Origin of the sequence: Acidovorax facilis (assembly GCF_023913775.1) — a bacterium.
Lineage (GTDB): Bacteria > Pseudomonadota > Gammaproteobacteria > Burkholderiales > Burkholderiaceae_C > Acidovorax > Acidovorax facilis.
In genome coordinates this window covers 1-18552 of sequence record NZ_JAMXAX010000057.1, presented here as the reverse complement: position 1 = coordinate 18552, position 18552 = coordinate 1, and the positions used below count along the sequence as shown (strand labels likewise).

Sequence of the window (18552 nt, the reverse complement as noted above, 5' to 3'; positions counted from 1 at the left end):
CCTTCTTTCTTCCTCAACCAAGGAGCTTTCCATGTTCAAGCTGATGTCCTCCCCCCGATTCCTGCGTGCCGTGGTTTGGTTCGATGCCTCCACGGGGGTTCTGCTCGGCGCCCTGCACCTGCTGCTGACAGCGCCCCTGGCTGAGTGGCTGGGCCTGCCGCCCGGGCTGCTGCAGGTGACGGGCGCCATGCTGCTGGGCTATGCCGCCCTGGCGATAGCGATTGCCCGGTCTGAGCCCATGCCGCGTGGCTGGCTGTGGGTGCTGATCGTGGGCAACTTGGCCTGGGCGTTTGCCAGCCTGTTGCTGCTGCTGGGCTCCACGCTCACGCCCACCTTGCTGGGCCAGGCCTATTTGCTGGTGCATGTGGTCTCGGTGGCCATGCTGGCCGAGCTGCAGTGGTTTGGCGTGCGCCGCCTGCCAACCTGGGCTGCGGCGTGATGGAGATCGGTTGTTTGCTCCTGAAAATATAGCTGCTTGCGCTTGTCCATCAAGCGCCAGGGGCATTTTTATGCCGATATCGGGCACGGGTGGCGTGGATCGGGCGACCCGACCACGCCGCACAGGGTTGGGGGCCGCGTTTGCATAGCCCCACGATTGCACCGCCATGCAGGACTGCCAGAATAGGCTTTGTTGCCTTTCACAGGAGTTTGCCATGGCCGTATCACGCAAGTTGTCGCCCAAGCCCGCCCGCCACGCGTTTGCCAACACCCTCAAGAGTTTCAAGACAGCGTCTGGCAAAGAAGGCCAGTTCTACTCGCTGCCCGCGCTGGCCAAGCAGTTCCCCCAGATCCAGCGCTTGCCCGTGTCGATCCGCATCGTGCTCGAATCGGTGCTGCGCAATTGCGATGGCCGCAAGGTGACCGCCGAGCATGTGCAACAGCTTGCGCACTGGGCGCCCAATGCCGCGCGTACCGACGAGATTCCATTTGTCGTCTCCCGCGTGGTGCTGCAGGACTTCACCGGCGTGCCGCTCTTGGCCGACTTGGCCGCCATGCGCAGCGTGGCCGTGAAACTGGGCAAGAACCCCAAGAAGATCGAGCCGCTGGTGCCCGTGGACCTGGTGGTGGACCACTCCATCATGGTCGACCACTACGGCAAGAAGAATTCGCTCGACCTGAACATGAAGCTCGAATTCCAGCGCAACCGCGAGCGCTACGAGTTCATGAAGTGGGGCATGCAGGCCTTCGACACGTTTGGCGTGGTGCCGCCGGGCTTTGGCATCGTGCACCAGGTCAACCTCGAATACCTGGCGCGTGGCGTGCACAAGCGCAAGGACAACGTCTACTACCCCGACACCCTCGTGGGCACCGACAGCCACACCACCATGATCAACGGCATTGGCGTGGTGGGCTGGGGCGTGGGTGGCATCGAGGCCGAGGCCGCCATGCTGGGCCAGCCGGTGTACTTCCTCACGCCCGACGTCGTGGGCTTTGAGATGACGGGCCAGCTGCGCGAGGGCGTGACCGCCACCGACCTGGTGCTCACGGTGACCGAACTGCTGCGCCAGCACAAGGTGGTGGGCAAGTTTGTCGAGTTTTTTGGTGAAGGCACGTGTACCCTGGCGTTGCCCGACCGGGCCACCATCGGCAACATGGCGCCCGAGTACGGCGCGACCATGGGGTTCTTCCCGGTGGACGAAAAGACCATCGACTATTTCAAGGGCACGGGCCGCACCAAAGCCGAGATCGAAGCGTTTGAGGCCTACTTCAAGGCCCAGGGCCTGTTTGGCGTGCCGCTGGCGGGCGAGGTGGACTATTCGCAGGTGGTGAAGCTCGACCTTGGCAGCGTCACCCCCAGCCTGGCTGGCCCCAAGCGCCCGCAAGACCGCATCGAGCTGGGCAAGGTCTGCAGCCAGTTTGCCGACCTGTTCAGCAAGCCCAATGCACAAAATGGTTTCAACCGCCCGGCCGAGCTGCTGCACACGCGCCACCATGTCCGGGCCAGTGATGCTCCTGTCGATGTGGGCGCTCCGGCAGAGGTGCCAGCGCCATCGGGTGCACCGCGATTCATCGTGGAGATGGAGCAGAACAAGCCCACGCTGGCGGCCGCGCATGCCGAAGTCCCCGCCCAGCAAGCCAGCCGCACGGGTGACGTGACCGTGGGCAACGGCGACGTGCTGATTGCCGCCATCACCAGCTGTACCAACACCAGCAACCCCAGCGTGCTGCTGGCCGCAGGCCTCTTGGCCAAGAAGGCAGTGGAGGCGGGGCTCAAGGTCAAGCCGCACATCAAGACCTCGCTCGCCCCTGGCTCGCGCATCGTCACCGAATACCTCACGCAGACCGGCTTGCTCCCTTACCTGGAAAAGCTGGGCTTTGCGCTGGCGGGTTACGGCTGCACCACCTGTATCGGCAATGCGGGCGACCTCACGCCCGAGCTGAACGAGGCCATTACCAGCAACGACCTGGTGTGTGCCGCGGTGCTGTCGGGCAACCGCAACTTCGAGGCGCGCATCCATCCCAACCTCAAGGCCAACTTCCTGGCCAGTCCGCCGCTGGTGGTGGCCTATGCCATCGCCGGCACGGTGCTCAAGGACCTGATGACCGAGCCGGTGGGCAAGGGCAAGGGTGGCAAGGACATCTACCTGGGCGACATCTGGCCTAGCAGCGACGAAGTCCACGCCTTGCTGAAGTTCGCCATGAACGGCAAGGCCTTCCGCGAGAACTACGCCAAGGTGGCCACCGACCCTGGCAAGCTGTGGGAAAAGATCAAGGGCGTGAGCGGCACCGCCTACACCTGGCCCGCCAGCACCTACATTGCAGAGCCTCCGTTTTTTGCACAGTTTGCTCTTGAAAAAGGAGCTGCTAACGCAGATCCATCAAGCGCTGGAGGCCAAAATGATGCCAAACTTCCATCGGTGATCGGTGCCCGCATCATGGCGCTGTTTGGCGACTCCATCACCACTGACCACATCTCGCCCGCAGGCTCCATCAAGGAAAGCTCACCCGCTGGCCAGTGGCTGCGGCAGCATGGCGTTCAAAAGGCTGACTTCAACAGCTACGGCGCGCGCCGGGGCAACCACGACGTGATGGTGCGCGGCACCTTTGCCAACGTGCGCATCAAGAACCTCATGATCCCGCCCACTGCCGACGGCTCGCGCGAAGAGGGTGGGGTGACGGTGTTCCAGAACGAAGGCGCGCTGCAGGGCGAGAAGATGTTCATCTTCGATGCCGCCATGCAGTACATGGCGCAAAAGACGCCCACGGTGATCTTTGCGGGCGAGGAATACGGCACCGGCTCCAGCCGCGACTGGGCCGCCAAGGGCACGCAGCTGCTCGGCATCAAGGCCGTGGTGGCGCGCAGTTTTGAGCGCATTCACCGCTCCAACCTGGTGGGCATGGGGGTGCTGCCGCTGCAGTTCAAGGCGGGCGAATCGTGGGAGACGCTGGGCCTCACGGGCAATGAGCTGATCGATGTGGTGCCTGGCCCGGCGCTCACGCCACAAAGCGACGCGCAACTGGTCATCCGCCGGGCGGACGGCTCGCGCCAGGAAGTCACCGTCACGCTGCGCATCGACACGCCCATCGAGGTGGACTACTACCAGGCCGGCGGCATCCTGCCGTTTGTGCTGCGCCAGTTGTTGCAGGGGTGACACTGCCCTGTCGGCGGTGCAGGGCACCGGCATCGTCGGCAACGGGGCTTCGGCCCCGTTTTGCATGGAGCCCGATGGTGGGGGGAAACACGCACCCCCGCGCCTTACTCGTCGATACACTTGTGACGCTATGTAGAACCCGGTAGAAACACTCCAGACCATGCCGCTGTCGTCCTCTCCCACCCGCACCCCGCCTGCGCGTTCACCGTGGGCGGATGCGCCCGCCCTGACGGTGGTGCTGGTGGTCGCAGCATTGACGCTGGTGATCGTGCCAGTGGCCCAGATGCTGGGGCCGGGGGCGGGTTCCCAGCACGGCCTGGAGCCATTTATGGAACTGGTGGCAGTGCTGTTGGGGTTGCTGGTGGTATCGGTATCCCTGCACACACTGGACCCGTCCGAGCAGGCCCGGGCCAATGTGCTGGTGGCAGGCTTTGGTGTCGCGGCGGTGTGCAATTTTCTGCACGGCGTGCTGGCACATTCCACGCCCGTGCACATGCCATCGGGCACGGCCCACATCTCACTGTGGCTGAGCAGCTGGGCGCGGGTGGTCGAAGTCGTCACCCTGCTGCTCACAGCCGCGCGGCTGGCAATGCCCGGCCCGGCCAAGGTCTGGCTGGCCGCCTCGGGCGTGGTGGCGCTGCTGCTGGTGGGCTCGGCCATGGGGCCCCTGCCGGGCTGGTTTGCCGCTGCGGCGGGCGGGTCATTGCGGCAATACCTGGCCTTTGTGCTCGTGGTGGCGCTGGGCGTAGCCGCGGTGTGGCTCCACCGCAATCCGGGCCGGCGCGAACGGGTGTTTGCCTGGGCGGCCGTGGCCTTTCTGGGGGGTGAGCTGGTGGTGGGCCTGATGGGTGGGCATTCGTCCATCGGGGGGCCGTTGGCGCACGGTCTGCGGGTTTTGGCGTATGCGTTGTTGTACCAGGCCGTTTTTGATGCGGGCATACGGGCGCCGTTTGCCCGTGTGCAGGAGGCCGAGCGGCGCCTGCGCGAGAGTGAAGGGCGTCTGTCGCTGCTTGGGCGCAACCTGCCCCACAGCGTGTTGTTCCAGGTGGTGCGCGAGCTGGATGGCAGCTCACACTTTGTGCACATGGGCGATGCGATCGAGCGGCTCAATGGGGTGACGGTGCAAGAGGTCATGGCCGATTTCCGGGTGTTGTATCGCCAGGTGTTGCCCGAAGACATCGACCGCCTGCGACAGGCCGAGCGGCAGTCTTTTCTGACCATGACCAGCATGGAGGCCGTTTTTCGCGTGCGCCGCACCGATGGCCAGATACGCTGGATGCACCTGAGTTCATCGCCCCGTCTGCTCGACGACGGGCGTGTGCTGTGGGATGGTGTACAGACCGACATCACGGCCCACCGCCTGGCCGAGGAGGCTGCGCATGCCCACGAAGCGCTGATGGCCAACATGCTGCGCCAGGTGCCCGGCGGTGTGGCGCGCTTGGACCGGGATCTGCGCGTCTTGTATGTCAATGCGCAGCAGGCAAGCTGGCTCTACCGCAAGCCCGAGGAGCTGCAAGACCGCCTGCTGCAGGAGGTGATCCCGGCCGATGTTTTCGTCCGTATGCAACCCCATTTCGCCAAGGCCTTTGCGGGCGAGACGGCCGTGTTCGAGAACCGCATGGACGGGCCTGACGGCCTGCAGGTTCGCCACACCACCATCGCGCCCGAGAGCGTTACCGAGCAAGGCGTGCCTGCCGTTGTGCTGTTTGCCTACGATCTGACCGGGCTCAAGCGCGTGGAGGCCGAGCTGGCCGACCAGAAGGCCCATCTGGCCCGCGTGGTCAACGCCATGCCCGACATGGTGTTCTTGAAGGATGCCAGCGGCGTGTACCTGTCCGTCAATCCGGTGTTCGAGCGATTTGCGGGCAGGTCGGAGCGGCAGATCGTGGGCTGCAACGATTTTGACCTGGTGGCCCCCGCCGAGGCTGAGCGCTTTCGCAAATACGACCAACGCGCCATGCAGGCCTGGCAGCCGCTGGTTTACGAAGAAACACTGACCTTTGCCGAAGATGGCTACCGAGGCCAGTTCGAGACCATCAAGACCCCCATCCGTGACCTGACCGGCCGGGTGACGGGGGTGCTGGGGGTGTGCCGCGACATCACAGACCGCAAGCGCGCAGAACAAGAAATCGAGCGCCTGGCCTTCTTCGACGCCCTCACAGGCCTGCCCAACCGCCGCCTGCTGCTGGACCGCCTGCAGCGCTCCATCGCCGCCTGCCAGCGCACCAAGAACCTCGGCGCCCTGCTGTTCATCGACCTCGATAACTTCAAAGACCTCAACGACACCCTGGGCCACGACATGGGCGACCAGCTCCTGTCCCAGGTCGCCACCCGCCTGGTGGGCAGCGTGCGCGAAGCCGACACCGTGGCCCGCTTTGGCGGCGACGAATTCGTCGTCATGCTCGAAGCCCTGGCCCCCGACCTGCAAGACGCCGCCACCCAGGCAGAAACCGTGGCCGAGAAACTCCTGGCCAGCCTGAACCAGCCCTTCGAACTCGACGGCGCCCAGCACTACAGCACCCCCAGCATCGGCATCACCCTCTTTGGCGACGAACGCCTCACGGTGGACGAACTCCTCAAACGCGCCGACCTGGCCATGTACCAGGCCAAGGCCGCAGGGCGCAACACCCAGCGCTTCTTCGACCCCGACATGCAAGCGGCCGTCAACGCCCGCTCCAACCTGGAAGCCGACCTGCGCCAGGGCCTGGCCCGGGGCGAACTGCTGGTGCACTACCAGCCCGTCGTGGACCACCAGTCCCAGCTCATGGGCGCAGAAGCCCTGGTGCGCTGGCGCCACCCCCAGCGCGGCATGATCAGCCCCGGCGACTTCATCCCCCTGGCCGAACAGACCGGCCTGATCCTCCCTTTGGGCCAATACGTGCTGCAAACCGCCTGCGAACAACTGCAGCGCTGGGGCCAGCACGAAGCCACCGCCCACCTGTCCATCTCGGTCAACGTCAGCGCCCGGCAGTTCAGGCAACCGGGCTTCGTGGCCGAAGTGCTGCAGACCCTCAAGAACCACCACGCCGACCCCCGCAAACTCAAGCTCGAACTCACCGAAAGCCTGCTGCTGGGAGACATCGAAGACACCATCGCACGCATGGTGCAGCTCAAGAGCGAAGGCGTGGGCTTTGCGCTGGATGACTTTGGCACCGGCTACTCCTCCCTGTCCTACCTCAAGAGATTGCCCCTGGACCAGGTCAAGATCGACCAGAGCTTTGTGCGGGACGTGCTGACGGACCCCAACGACGCGGCGATTGTGCGGACCATCCTGGCGCTGGCCAAGAGCCTGGATCTGGAGGTGGTGGCCGAGGGGGTGGAGACGACGGGGCAGCTGAGTTTCCTGAGGCTGCATGGGTGTGAGGGGTTTCAGGGGTATCTGTTTGGGCGCCCGGTACCCATGGATGTGTTTGCGCGCGAACACCAGCTGGGCTTGTTTGCCCAGCCCGCGCTGGCCCTGCCGGAAGGACGCAAGCCATGACCGAGCCGGGCATTCTCTGGGTGGACAGCGACACGCAGCATGCAGCGGCAGCGCGGCATCTGATCGCCACCCGCTACCCCGACTGGCGTGTCGTGAACAGCCCCACACCCGAGGCCGCCCGGGCGCCGCTGGCGTCGCAGGCCTGGGATGCCGTGGTGTTGTGCCTCAAGCCTTCAGTGCAGGACCTGCCCGGCGTGCTGGAGCTGTGCGCGGGCCGTCCGGTGCTGATGTGCATCGACGCCCACCAGGAGGCATTGGCCGCACGCGCGTTTCGCTGCGGGCTGGGTGACTACATGGTGCGCGAGGCAGATGGTGTGGCACACCTGCCGGAGCTTTTGCACCGTCTGGCCGTGCTGCTGCAGGGAGCCCAGGGGCAGGGCCAGCCTGTTCGCATGGTGGACGCTCGCATCTGGCAAGAAGCGCTGACTTTGCTGCAGGAGCAGCGCACGGCCCTGCAGGCCACCCTGGCCAGCATGAGCCAGGGCATCTTCAAGACGGCGCCGGATGGCAGCATCACCGTCTACAACCAGCGTGTGCTGGAACTGCTCAATCTGCCCGAATCGCTGATGGCCACGCGGCCCACGCTGGCCGACTTGACGCGCATCCAGGCCGAGCGTGGTGACTTTGGCGAAGGCCACCGCCTGGTGGACCGGCGTGGGCATGACTACGTGGCAGGGGGGGGCGTGGCGCCTGCGCCCGCCGTCTACTGGCGCACCACATCCGATGGCCGCACGTTTGAAGTGCGCACCACCGGGCTGCCCGATGGGGGCCTCGTGCGCACTTTTGCGGATGTCAGCGACTACGTGCGCGTTGAGAACGAGCTGCGTGAGAGCGAGGCGCGCTTTCGATCGCTGAGTGACCTGTCGTCCGACTGGTACTGGGAGCATGACGCCGAAGGGCGCTTTGTGCAGCTGGCGGGCGACCTGAGCGTCAATGGCATACCGCTGTCCAACGTGATGGGCCGTACGCGCTGGGAGATCGGCGCGCTCAACATGACCGAGACCGACTGGGCTGCGCACCGCGCGGTGCTGCAGGCCCACCAGCCGTTTCGCGATCTGGAGCTGCAGCGTCAGCGGCCCGATGGCAGCATGCACTGGATCTCGGTCAGCGGTGTGCCTGTGTTTGACGCGCAGGGCGCCCTGTGGGGCTACCGGGGCGTGGGCCGCGACATTACCGAGCGCAAGCGGGTCGAGAGCCAGATCGAGCAGCTGGCGTTTTACGATGTGCTCACCGGCCTGCCCAACCGCCGCTTGCTGGTGGACCGGCTGCAGCGCGCCACGGCGGCCGTGGCACGCTCAGGCGCGCAAGGGGCTCTGCTGTTCATCGACCTGGACAACTTCAAAGACCTCAACGACACCCTGGGCCACGATACAGGCGACCAGCTGCTGGTGCAGGCGGCCCAGCGTCTGAAGGCTTGCGTGCGCGAGGCTGACACCGTGGCACGGTTTGGCGGCGATGAATTCGTGGTGCTGGTGGAAGGCCTGAGTGCCGATGGCCCGCACGCCAGTGCCGAGGCCGCGCTGGTGGCCAGCCATATCGCCACCACGCTGGGCAAGCCCTACGCGCTGGGCGATACCAGCCACCACAGCACCCCGAGCATCGGTATTGCGCTGTTTGGCCAGCAGACCGTGAGTGTGGACGAGCTGCTCAAGCACGCGGACCTGGCGATGTACCAGGCCAAAGCTGCAGGGCGCAACACCCAGCGCTTCTTCGACCCTGACATGCAGGCCGCAGTGAGCAACCGTGCGGCCCTGGAGGCCGACCTGCGCCGAGGTCTGCAAGACAAGGAACTGGTGCTGTACTACCAGCCCGTGGTGGACGGCAAGGGCCGCCTGCAGGGCGCGGAAGCCCTGGTGCGCTGGAAGCACCCCCGGCGTGGGCTGGTGTCGCCAGCTGAATTCATCCCGCTGGCCGAGCAGACAGGGCTCATCCTGCCGCTGGGGCAATGGGTGTTGCAGGCCGCTTGCGAGCAGCTGGTCGTGTGGTCACGCAGCTCGCTCACGCGACAGTTCTTCCTGTCGGTGAACGTGAGCGTGCGGCAGTTTCGCCAGCCCGATTTTGTGGAGCAGGTGCTGGGCTCGCTGCAGTCCAGCGGGGCCAACCCCGAGCGCCTGAAGCTGGAACTGACGGAAAGCCTGCTGCTGGCCGATGTGGAGGATGTGATCTCGCGCATGGAGTACCTGCGGCGCTATGGTGTGGGCTTCTCGCTGGACGACTTTGGCACCGGCTATTCCTCCTTGAGCTACTTGAAGCGCCTGCCGCTGGACCAGCTCAAGATCGACCAGAGTTTTGTGCGCGACCTGCAGACCGACCCCAACGATGCCGCCATCGTGCGAACCATTCTTGCGCTGGCGCACAGCCTGGACCTGGCCGTGGTGGCCGAAGGCGTGGAGACCACGGGCCAGCTGGAGTTCCTGCAGCGCCATGGCTGCCAGGCGTTCCAGGGCTACCTGTTTGGCCGCCCCATGCCACCAGAGGTTCTGGAGCGGGCGCTGCGGCCTGCGCTGTGACGAGCGACGTATGGCGTGGTGTGGTGTCTGGATGTGGTTGCAGGGCCCCTGCGCCATGACAAACATCCAGGCACGCCCGCACGGCACAATCGGTGCATGAAGAAGCAGGTATTGGTCGCCGGTGGCGGCATTGGCGGCTTGGCCGCCGCGTTGGGCGCATCGCGCGCGGGGTGGGACGTGCGGCTGTACGAACGCGCGGCAGCATTCAGCGAAGTGGGCGCCGGCGTGCAGATCGGGCCGAACGTAGTGCGCCGCCTACAGGCCTGGGGCCTGCAGCAGCCGTTGCAGGCAGTAGCCGCGTTCCCCAGCCGCTTGCAGGTGCGCAACGCCGTCAGTGGCAAGGAACTGGCCGTGCTGCCGTTGGGCCCCACGGCGGTGCAGCGCTATGGGGCGGCCTATGCCACCATCCACCGCGCCGACCTGCATGGCCTGCTGCTTTCCGCCGTGACCAAATACACCGACACGCAGTTGCATCTGGAGCACGCCATCGACGGATTCACCGATGCCGAGGGGGTCGTGACTGTTCGCACCAGCCGGGGCAAGGAGGTGGAAGGCGATGCGCTCATTGGTGCCGATGGCCTGTGGAGCCGCACGCGCACCCAGCTGCTCGGTGCCGTGCCGCCCCGCGTGACAGGGCACCTGGCCTACCGCGCGCTGGTGCCGCAGCATGCGCTGCCCGATGCATTGCGCACAGGCCAGGTCACCGCCTGGCTGGGTCCGCGCCTGCATGCTGTGCAGTACCCCGTGCGCCGGGGCGAGCTGCAGAACATCGTCGTCATTGTGCAAGGCCCCGCGCCGCACGATCTGGAAAACTGGGACCACGCTGCCAATGCTGCGGGCCTGGAGCACGCCCTGCAAGGCACCTGCACGGCGCTGCAGGATGTCGTGCGCAGCGTGGGTGCCGCCGGTGGCCCCGGCTGGCGCCTGTGGCCGCTGTGCGACCGCCCACCGGTGCGCGCTGCCGACGAGATGGCGCAAGGCCTGGTGGCCCTGCTGGGCGATGCGGCCCACCCCATGCGCCCCTACCTGGCCCAGGGCGCTGGCATGGCCATTGAAGACGCGGCCGAGCTGCAGCGTGCGCTGGCCATGCACGACCTGGACGTGCCGCTGCGCCTTACCCGCTACGCCCTTAACCGCTGGGAGCGAAACGCCCGGGTGCAGGCGCGCTCCATCCGCAACGGCCGCATCTTCCATGCCACCGGGCCTGTGCGCTGGGGCCGCGATCTGTCGCTGCGCCTGCTGGGCGAGCGGTTGCTGGATGTGCCCTGGTTGTACCGGGGCGATGGCTCCAGCGCCAGTTCGTTGTGAGTTCATTGCAGTGGGCGGGGTGGTGGTAACTGCCCGCCCCGAGTCGCCCGGTTCATGACCCTGCAGGGTGGGTGAACAGCGCCGCTAGGGATGACCTGCATAACTCCCTGCGGTCTGTGATAGCGCGGCCTCGGGCGGTTCGCTGCGTTGCTTTTCTTGCCAATAGCCCGGCTATTGGCTGCCAAAAGACGCCTTGCGCCCCATCCCGATCCGCACTACCACCGACTCGCGAGGGTTATGCAGGACATCCCTAGGTTGTCAGGATATTCCCTATCCGGGGCAACCCCTGCATGCGCTGCGCGGGGATGAACTTTGCGCAGTGTGCCACGCTCTATCCCTGTGTGTGCAAAGCCCCAAAAAGGCAACGGATGCGCCAGCGAATTTGCTGTTCAAGCGCACGCCGTGGTGCTACAAAGGGCCAAGCCGGTAGCGATTCCCACTGCAACACCGTGGCACCACCCGAGCCCGCCGGGGGTGCCGCCACAGGAGGTCGTATGGATGCCATCAGCAGTTTCGCCGCGCGTTATGCCCGCAGCCGCGAAGAGGAAATGTCGATTGACGAGTACCTCGCCGAGTGCAAGCGCGATCCCATGGCCTACGCCACGGCCGCCCAGCGCATGCTGGCCGCCATTGGCGAGCCCGAGATGGTGGACACGCGCAATGACCCGCGCATGTCACGGCTTTTTGCCAACAAGGTCATCAAGCGCTACCCGGCCTTTGCCGAGTTCTACGGCATGGAGGACGCCATCGAGCAGGTGGTGAGTTTCTTTCGCCATGCTGCGCAAGGGCTGGAAGAGCGCAAGCAGATTCTTTATCTGTTGGGCCCTGTGGGTGGCGGCAAGAGTTCGATCGCGGAGCGGCTCAAGCACCTGATGCAGAAGGTGCCTTTCTATGCGCTCAAGGGCTCGCCGGTGAACGAATCGCCGCTGGGCCTGTTTGATGCGCTAGAGGACGGCCCGGTTTTGGAGGAACAGTTCGGCATTCCGCGCCGCTACCTGCAGCGTGTGCTCTCGCCGTGGGCGGTCAAGCGGCTCGACGAGTTTGGCGGCGACATCCGCCAGTTCCGCGTGGTCAAGCGCTACCCCAGCATCTTGAAGCAGGTGGGCATTGCCAAGACCGAGCCGGGCGATGAGAACAACCAGGACATCTCCAGCCTGGTGGGCAAGGTGGACATCCGCAAGCTAGAAACCTTTGCGCAGGACGACACCGACGCCTACAGTTACAGCGGCGGCCTCTGCCTGGCCAACCAGGGCCTGCTCGAATTTGTCGAGATGTTCAAGGCGCCCATCAAGGTGCTGCACCCGCTGCTCACCGCCACGCAGGAGGGCAACTACAAGGGCACGGAAGGCTTTGGCGCCATCCCGTTCGATGGCGTGGTGCTGGCGCACAGCAACGAGAGCGAGTGGAAGGCGTTTCGCAACAACAAGAACAACGAGGCGTTTCTGGACCGCATCTACATCGTCAAGGTGCCGTACTGCCTGCGCGTGAGCGAAGAAACCCGCATCTATGAAAAACTCATCCGCGAGTCGTCACTGGGCAATGCGGTGTGCGCGCCGGGCACGCTCAAGATGATGGCGCAGTTCGCCATCCTCACGCGGCTGAAGGAGCCCGAGAACTCCAGCATCCTCAGCAAGATGCAGGTGTACGACGGCGAGAGCCTGAAGGACACCGACCCGCGTGCCAAGAGCTACCAGGAGTACCGCGACTACGCGGGTGTGGACGAGGGCATGACGGGCATCTCCACCCGCTTTGCGTTCAAGATCCTCTCGAAGGTGTTCAACTTCGACAGCGCCGAGGTGGCTGCCAACCCGGTGCACCTGATGTATGTGCTGGAGCAGCAGATCGAGCGCGAGCAGTTCCCCGCCGAGCTGGAAACCAAATACACCGGCTACATCAAGGAGTTCCTGTCGCCGCGTTATGCCGAGTTCATCGGCAAGGAAATCCAGACCGCCTACCTGGAAAGTTACAGCGAATACGGCCAGAACATCTTCGACCGCTACGTGACCTACGCTGACTACTGGATCCAGGACAACGAGTACCGTGACACCGACACCGGCGAGGTGTTCGACCGGGGCGCGCTCAATGCCGAGCTGGAGAAGATCGAAAAACCCGCGGGCATCGCCAACCCCAAGGACTTCCGCAACGAGATCGTCAATTTCGTGCTGCGCGCCCGGGCCAACAACCAGGGCAAGAACCCGAGCTGGACCAGCTACGAAAAACTGCGCCTGGTGATCGAGAAAAAGATGTTCTCGAACACCGAGGAGCTGTTGCCGGTGATCAGCTTCAATGCCAAGGCCAGCGCCGAAGAAGCGCGCAAGCACGAGGACTTTGTCACCCGCATGGTAAACAAGGGCTACACGCCCAAGCAGGTGCGCCTGCTGTGTGAGTGGTACCTGCGCGTGCGCAAGAGTAGTTGAGGTCTGCATCTGGGCCTGAGGCCCTGCATGGGGAACGGAGCAACGGATGGCATTGCAAATCATCGACCGCAGGCTCGCAGGCAAGAACAAGTCCGTCGGCAACCGCGAGCGTTTTGTCCGCCGCTTCAAGGAGCAGATTGCGGACAGCGTGCGCCGCGCTGTCTCGCAGCGCGGCATCCGCGAGATCGAGCAGGCCGAGAACATCACCATCCCCAAGAAAGACATCGGCGAGCCGGTGTTCCACCACGGCCAAGGGGGCATCCGCGACATGGTGCACCCCGGCAATGCGGAGCATGTGCGCGGCGACCGCATTGATCGGCCCCAGGGCGGAGCGGGCGGGCGCGGATCGCAGGCCAGCGATGGCGGGGAGGGCGAGGACGACTTCACCTTCACGCTGACCAAGGAAGAGTTCATGCAGCTCTTCTTTGAAGACCTGGCGTTGCCGCACCTGCTGCGCACCCACATCGGCGAGAACCCGCTGTGGAAGTCGCGCCGCGCGGGCTACAGCCAGGATGGCATTCCCAACAACCTGGCCGTGCTGCGCACCATGCGCGGGGCGCTGGGGCGGCGCATTGCGCTGGGCAAGTCGACTCACCGCGAGCTGCTGGCGCTGCAGGCCGAGCTGGACGCCCTGCTGGCGCAGGACGACGGCACCAGTGAGGCGGTGGCCGAGCTGCAGCGCCGCATCGATGCGCTGACGGCGCGCATCGACAAGATTCCCTACCTCGATCCCATCGACCTGCGCTTTCGTGCGCGTACGCCGGTGCCAGTGCCCAGCAGCCAGGCGGTGATGTTCTGCGTGATGGACGTTTCGGGTTCCATGGACGAGACGCGCAAGGATCTGGCCAAGCGGTTCTTCATCCTGCTGTACCTGTTTCTCACGCGGCACTACGAGACCATCGACATCGTGTTCATCCGCCACCACACCCAGGCGGCCGAGGTGAGCGAGGAGCAGTTCTTTCACTCCACCGAGAGCGGCGGCACCGTGGTCAGCAGCGCGCTGGCGCTGCTGGACCAGATCATCCGTGCGCGCTATCCGCAGGGCGACTGGAACATCTACGTGGCCCAGGCCAGTGATGGCGACAACTTCACCAACGACAGTGGCATCTGCCGCAACCTGCTGGTGGACAAGATCCTGCCGCTGGTGCGCTACTTTGCCTATGTGCAGGTGGCAGAAGAGGAGCAGAACCTGTGGGACGAGTACAGCCAGTTGATGCCGCTGTTCTCCCACTTTGCAATGCGCAAGGTCGCCGCACCCGGCGACATCTACCCGGTGTTCCGCGACCTCTTCAAGAAAGAGGGGGTGGCCGCATGAACAACGTTGTGCAGTATCCGGTGCTGGAGCGCCGCATCAGCGACAACCCCTGGAAGGCCGCCGCCGTGGGCGAGCGCCGCCACCGTGCCGTGCCCGGCCAGCCCCTGCCTGCGGGCGCGCGGCCTGCCGAGCCGTTGCCCGACCCAAGCGACTGGACGTTCGAGCTGATCGAGCGCTACCACGCCGCCATTGCAGCCACGGCAGAGCGCTTTGGCCTCGACACCTACCCCAACCAGCTGGAGATCATCACCGCCGAGCAGATGATGGATGCCTACTCCAGCGTCGGCATGCCGGTGAACTACCGGCACTGGAGCTACGGCAAGGAGTTTCTGGCCACCGAGCGGCGCTACCGGCGCGGGCACATGGGGCTGGCGTATGAGATCGTCATCAACTCCAACCCCTGCATCAGCTACCTCATGGAGGAGAACACCACCGCCATGCAGGCGCTGGTGATTGCGCATGCGGCCTACGGGCACAACAGCTTCTTCAAGGGCAACTACCTGTTTCGCATGTGGACCGACGCGTCCAGCATCATCGACTACCTGGTGTATGCCAAGGACTACGTGGCCCAGTGCGAAGAGCGCTACGGCATGGCCGAAGTGGAGCGGTTCATGGATTCGTGCCACGCGCTGGCCAACTTTGGAGTGGACCGCTACCGCCGCCCCTCCAAGAAGAACCTGGCGCGCGAACGGCTGGAGCGCGCGCAGCGCGAGGCCTATGCCCAGCAGCAGGTGAACGAGCTGTGGCGCACGCTGCCCATGCGTCCCGGCAAGGAGGATGCCACGCAGGAGCACAACCGCTTTCCGCAGGAGCCGCAGGAGAACATCCTGTACTTCATCGAAAAAAACGCGCCCCTGCTGGAACCTTGGCAGCGCGAGATCGTGCGCATCGTGCGCAAGATCGCGCAGTATTTCTACCCGCAGCGCCAGACCCAGGTGATGAACGAAGGCTGGGCCACGTTCTGGCACTACACGCTGCTCAATACGCTTTACGACGAGGGCTACCTGAGCGACGGGGTGATGATCGAATGGCTGGGCTCGCACACCAACGTCATCTACCAGCCGCCCGTGGGCCACCGCGCCTACAGCGGCATCAACCCCTATGCGCTGGGGTTTGCCATGTACCGCGACATCCAGCGCATCTGCCAGAACCCCACGGAGGAGGATCGGCACTGGTTCCCCGACATCGCAGGCACACCCTGGCTGCCCGCGCTGGACCACGCCATGCGCAACTTCAAGGACGAGAGTTTCATCGGCCAGTACCTCAGCCCGCATCTGATGCGCGAGATGCGTCTGTTTGCGCTGCACGACGATGCCAACGAGCGCGAGCTGGTGGTCAGCGAGATCCACGATGAGAACGGCTACCGCCGCCTGCGCCAGATGCTGTCGCAGCAGTACGACCTGGGCACGCGCGAGCCCAACATCCAGGTCTGGAACGTGAACCTGCGCGGCGACCGCAGCCTGACCCTGCGCCACACCCAGTTCCAGGGCCGCCCGCTGGCCGACGACACGCAGGAGGTGCTGCGGCATGTGGCGCGCCTGTGGGGTTTTGGGGTGCAGATCGAGAGTGTGGATGCCGATGGCAACCACCCCGTGCTGCTGCACTCGGTGGCCTCATCGGCCGCGTGAACAACAGGGGCTGAGCGGGGGGGGGGTGGCAGCGCGATGCGCGCCTGCAGACCTGCTGTACGCGCCATGGGCCAGCGCCCATTTCTTGCAGGATGATTGCTATTAAATATATAGCTGTATGCGATTATTGGATAAGCGCTAAGGCCTGTTTTGCTTGATATTTTGGAGGCTGCCGACGATGAGGGACCATTGCGCCATTCAGGCGGCGGCAGCGGCCCCACGCAGTGGGCAGTCCGTGGCCACTCGCTCGGCCAGAGTCTGGCGCAGGGCCTGCAGCGCGGCAATGCGTGCGTCGATCTCCTGCAGCTTCACTGCCAGCACCTGGGCCAGCGCTGGGCCGGGGTCGGCGGCGTCCCAGATGGCGGGCAGCCGGTCGCCAATCTCTGCCAGCGTAAAGCCCAGCTGCTGCGCGGTGCGGATGTACTGCACCAGCATCGCCGTTTCGGCCGGGTAGTCGCGGTAGCCATTGGCCAGGCGCCGCGAGCGGATGAGGCCTTGTTGTTCATAAAAGCGCAGTGCCTCGCGGCTCAGGCCGGAAGCAGTGGCGAGTTCACCGATCAGCATGGGGGTTTCCTTGTGGCGTGAAAACAAATGCCACCCCTGGAAGGGGCTTGACCCTGAAGCGTACTTCAGGGCTGAACCTCGGGGCTTCTTTCATCCCCAGGTTGATCCTCATGCCCTTATCTTCAATTTCCACTCCGCGCTACCTGCGTATCGTGCGCGCCAGCGGCTGGTACGACCTGCTGGTGACTTGGCCTTTTGTGCTGCCGTGGACCTTTGCGTGGCTGTATGCCCAGTTGGGCATGTTGGCCGCCGTGCTGGGCCTTCCCGGTACCCTGCACCCGTTGGACACCACCCACATGTTGCTGGCCAACCTGCTCGGCTCGGTAGTGGTGGTGTGGTCTATCGCGCGCATGGTTGCGCCCAGCTTGCTGCTGGGGCGCTTGGATGGCGTGGCGCGGTTTCTGTTTGCGGCCTGGCAGATTTATGCCGTGGCCCACGGCGCCAGCACCATCGTGCTGGGGTTCACGCTGTTTGAGCTGCTGTTTGGCGTGCTGCAGTGGTGGCGCGTGGAGGGTGCTTCTCCCACGCGGGTCAGTGCGCTGGCGCCGGCAGGCACCTGAACGCCAGGGCGCCTGTCGCCAGCATGGCCGCAATGGTCAGCATCACAGCCACATACGGGTCTGCGCCCTGTGCGGCGGCGATGGAGGCTGCCACGCCGGTCACCCACTGCATCAGTGCCACGCCCAGAAACAGCGCCATGGTGAATACCGCCATGGCGCGCCCGGTGACGGCGGGTGCGTAGGCCGAACGCACGTCTGAATACTGCAGCACCATGTAGCCCGACAACAGGCCCACCGCGATGGAGCCCGCCACGTCCAGCCACTCGGCGTGCAGCAGGCCGATGGCACCGAAGAGGGTTGCCAGCAGCACCGTGAAGCCCGTGATCCAGCGGCGGCGTTGGCCAGGCCCCGGGTCGAGCCGCCCGAACAATGCCGGTGTGAACAGCGACACCAGCGACGACAACATGGCCACGTTGCCGCTGGCCACCAGCGAATAGCCATGGCGCTCGATGAGCAGCGGCCCCAGCCACAGCCCGCGCAGCGTGAGGAAGGAGGCATACGTCGTCAGCGCCAGCAGCATGATTCCGGCGGTGTGCGGCAGCAAGAACAGCGCGCCAAACCCGCGCACCGCCTGCAGCACCGATTCGCGCGGGGGCTCGTTGTGCGTGGGCTGCACGGGCTCGTGCACCTTCCAGAAGATCAGCAGCCAGGCCAGTGCCGCAAAACCCGCCAGCACCGCAAAACCCATGCGCCAGGACGACAGCTGCACCAGCCACGCCAGCGGCGTGCCCGTGAACAACATGCCCAGCCCGCCCACGCCCATGGCCACACCCGAGACCATCGCAAACCGGCTGGCCGGAAAGTAGCGCGCAATGAACACCGTGCACACCAAAAACGCGGGCGCGCAGCCCACGCCGATCAGCACCTGCCCCAGCAGCACCGCGCCATAGCCGGGCGCCAGCGCCGACAGCACCGAGCCCGCAATCGCCAGCGGAAACGCCACCAGAAGCGTGCGCCGCACGCCATAGAGGTCGATGCCGATGCCCATGAAGAGCTGCATGGTGCCGAAGGCGAATGCGAACGCTCCGGCAAACACGCCCAGCGCCTGCGCCGACAGGCCGAACTCTGCCCGCAGGCCCGTGGCCATGATGGCCGTGATGGTGCGAAACGCCTGGCTCAGCGCAAAACCCGTCACCAGTGCCAGCAGCATGGCCCAGGCGGCGCGGAGGGGGAGCA

General features: G+C 65.2%; 11 protein-coding genes. 9 read left to right on the top strand and 2 right to left on the bottom strand.

Annotated features, from left to right (window positions below; genetic code table 11):
- Positions 1-31: 31 nt before the first annotated feature.
- From NFX52_RS16285 to NFX52_RS16250, 8 genes are all read left to right on the top strand, one after another.
- Positions 32-439: a hypothetical protein gene (locus NFX52_RS16285; protein ID WP_055393527.1), complete on the top strand. Its 408-nt coding sequence runs from the start codon at positions 32-34 to the stop codon at positions 437-439.
- A gap of 214 nt (positions 440-653) precedes the next feature.
- A complete protein-coding gene (locus NFX52_RS16280) occupies positions 654-3593 on the top strand; it encodes an aconitate hydratase (protein WP_055393530.1) in 2940 nt (979 codons plus the stop codon).
- 160 nt (positions 3594-3753) lie between these two features.
- Positions 3754-7074: an EAL domain-containing protein gene (locus NFX52_RS16275; protein WP_252635730.1), complete on the top strand. Its 3321-nt coding sequence runs from the start codon at positions 3754-3756 to the stop codon at positions 7072-7074.
- On the top strand, positions 7071-9584 hold the full coding sequence (locus tag NFX52_RS16270; protein WP_252635729.1) for a putative bifunctional diguanylate cyclase/phosphodiesterase: 2514 nt from the start codon (positions 7071-7073) through the stop codon (positions 9582-9584). The genes NFX52_RS16275 and NFX52_RS16270 overlap by 4 nt, the downstream gene beginning before the upstream one ends.
- 96 nt (positions 9585-9680) lie before the next feature.
- Positions 9681-10892: an FAD-dependent monooxygenase gene (locus NFX52_RS16265; RefSeq protein ID WP_055401739.1), complete on the top strand. Its 1212-nt coding sequence runs from the start codon at positions 9681-9683 to the stop codon at positions 10890-10892.
- Positions 10893-11386: 494 nt separating this feature from the next.
- Positions 11387-13309, top strand: a complete 1923-nt coding sequence (locus NFX52_RS16260) for a PrkA family serine protein kinase (protein ID WP_055401737.1) — start codon at positions 11387-11389, stop codon at positions 13307-13309.
- Positions 13310-13355: 46 nt separating this feature from the next.
- Positions 13356-14624, top strand: coding sequence for a YeaH/YhbH family protein (locus tag NFX52_RS16255; protein WP_055401735.1), 1269 nt, complete (start codon positions 13356-13358; stop codon positions 14622-14624).
- Positions 14621-16252: a SpoVR family protein gene (locus tag NFX52_RS16250; RefSeq protein WP_055401733.1), complete on the top strand. Its 1632-nt coding sequence runs from the start codon at positions 14621-14623 to the stop codon at positions 16250-16252. Before NFX52_RS16255 ends, NFX52_RS16250 begins: the two co-directional genes overlap by 4 nt.
- A 198-nt stretch (positions 16253-16450) precedes the next feature.
- Here the strand turns inward: NFX52_RS16250 and NFX52_RS16245 are convergent, their stop codons facing one another.
- A complete protein-coding gene (locus NFX52_RS16245) occupies positions 16451-16816 on the bottom strand; it encodes a MerR family DNA-binding protein (protein WP_055401731.1) in 366 nt (121 codons plus the stop codon).
- Between the two features lie 110 nt (positions 16817-16926).
- On the opposite strand from NFX52_RS16245, the gene NFX52_RS16240 reads away from it, so the two are divergent.
- Entirely contained in the window at positions 16927-17376 is a 450-nt protein-coding gene (locus NFX52_RS16240) for a hypothetical protein (RefSeq protein ID WP_055401729.1), read from the top strand.
- Here the strand turns inward: NFX52_RS16240 and NFX52_RS16235 are convergent.
- A partial coding sequence (locus NFX52_RS16235) for an MFS transporter (RefSeq protein ID WP_353848485.1) occupies positions 17348-18552 on the bottom strand: 1205 nt, incomplete at its 5' end. The two genes, NFX52_RS16240 and NFX52_RS16235, sit on opposite strands and share 29 nt — an antisense overlap.

Bases quoted from the DNA above. Each gene is read 5' to 3' on its own strand.
- NFX52_RS16245 (WP_055401731.1), bottom strand. From the start codon at position 16,816: ATGCTGATCGGTGAACTCGCCACTGCTTCCGGCCTGAGCCGCGAGGCA.
- NFX52_RS16280 (WP_055393530.1), top strand. From the start codon at position 654: ATGGCCGTATCACGCAAGTTGTCGCCCAAGCCCGCCCGCCACGCGTTT.
- NFX52_RS16260 (WP_055401737.1), top strand. From the start codon at position 11,387: ATGGATGCCATCAGCAGTTTCGCCGCGCGTTATGCCCGCAGCCGCGAA.
- NFX52_RS16270 (WP_252635729.1), top strand. From the start codon at position 7,071: ATGACCGAGCCGGGCATTCTCTGGGTGGACAGCGACACGCAGCATGCA.
- NFX52_RS16240 (WP_055401729.1), top strand. From the start codon at position 16,927: ATGCCCTTATCTTCAATTTCCACTCCGCGCTACCTGCGTATCGTGCGC.
- NFX52_RS16275 (WP_252635730.1), top strand. From the start codon at position 3,754: ATGCCGCTGTCGTCCTCTCCCACCCGCACCCCGCCTGCGCGTTCACCG.
- NFX52_RS16265 (WP_055401739.1), top strand. From the start codon at position 9,681: ATGAAGAAGCAGGTATTGGTCGCCGGTGGCGGCATTGGCGGCTTGGCC.
- NFX52_RS16285 (WP_055393527.1), top strand. From the start codon at position 32: ATGTTCAAGCTGATGTCCTCCCCCCGATTCCTGCGTGCCGTGGTTTGG.
- NFX52_RS16255 (WP_055401735.1), top strand. From the start codon at position 13,356: ATGGCATTGCAAATCATCGACCGCAGGCTCGCAGGCAAGAACAAGTCC.
- NFX52_RS16250 (WP_055401733.1), top strand. From the start codon at position 14,621: ATGAACAACGTTGTGCAGTATCCGGTGCTGGAGCGCCGCATCAGCGAC.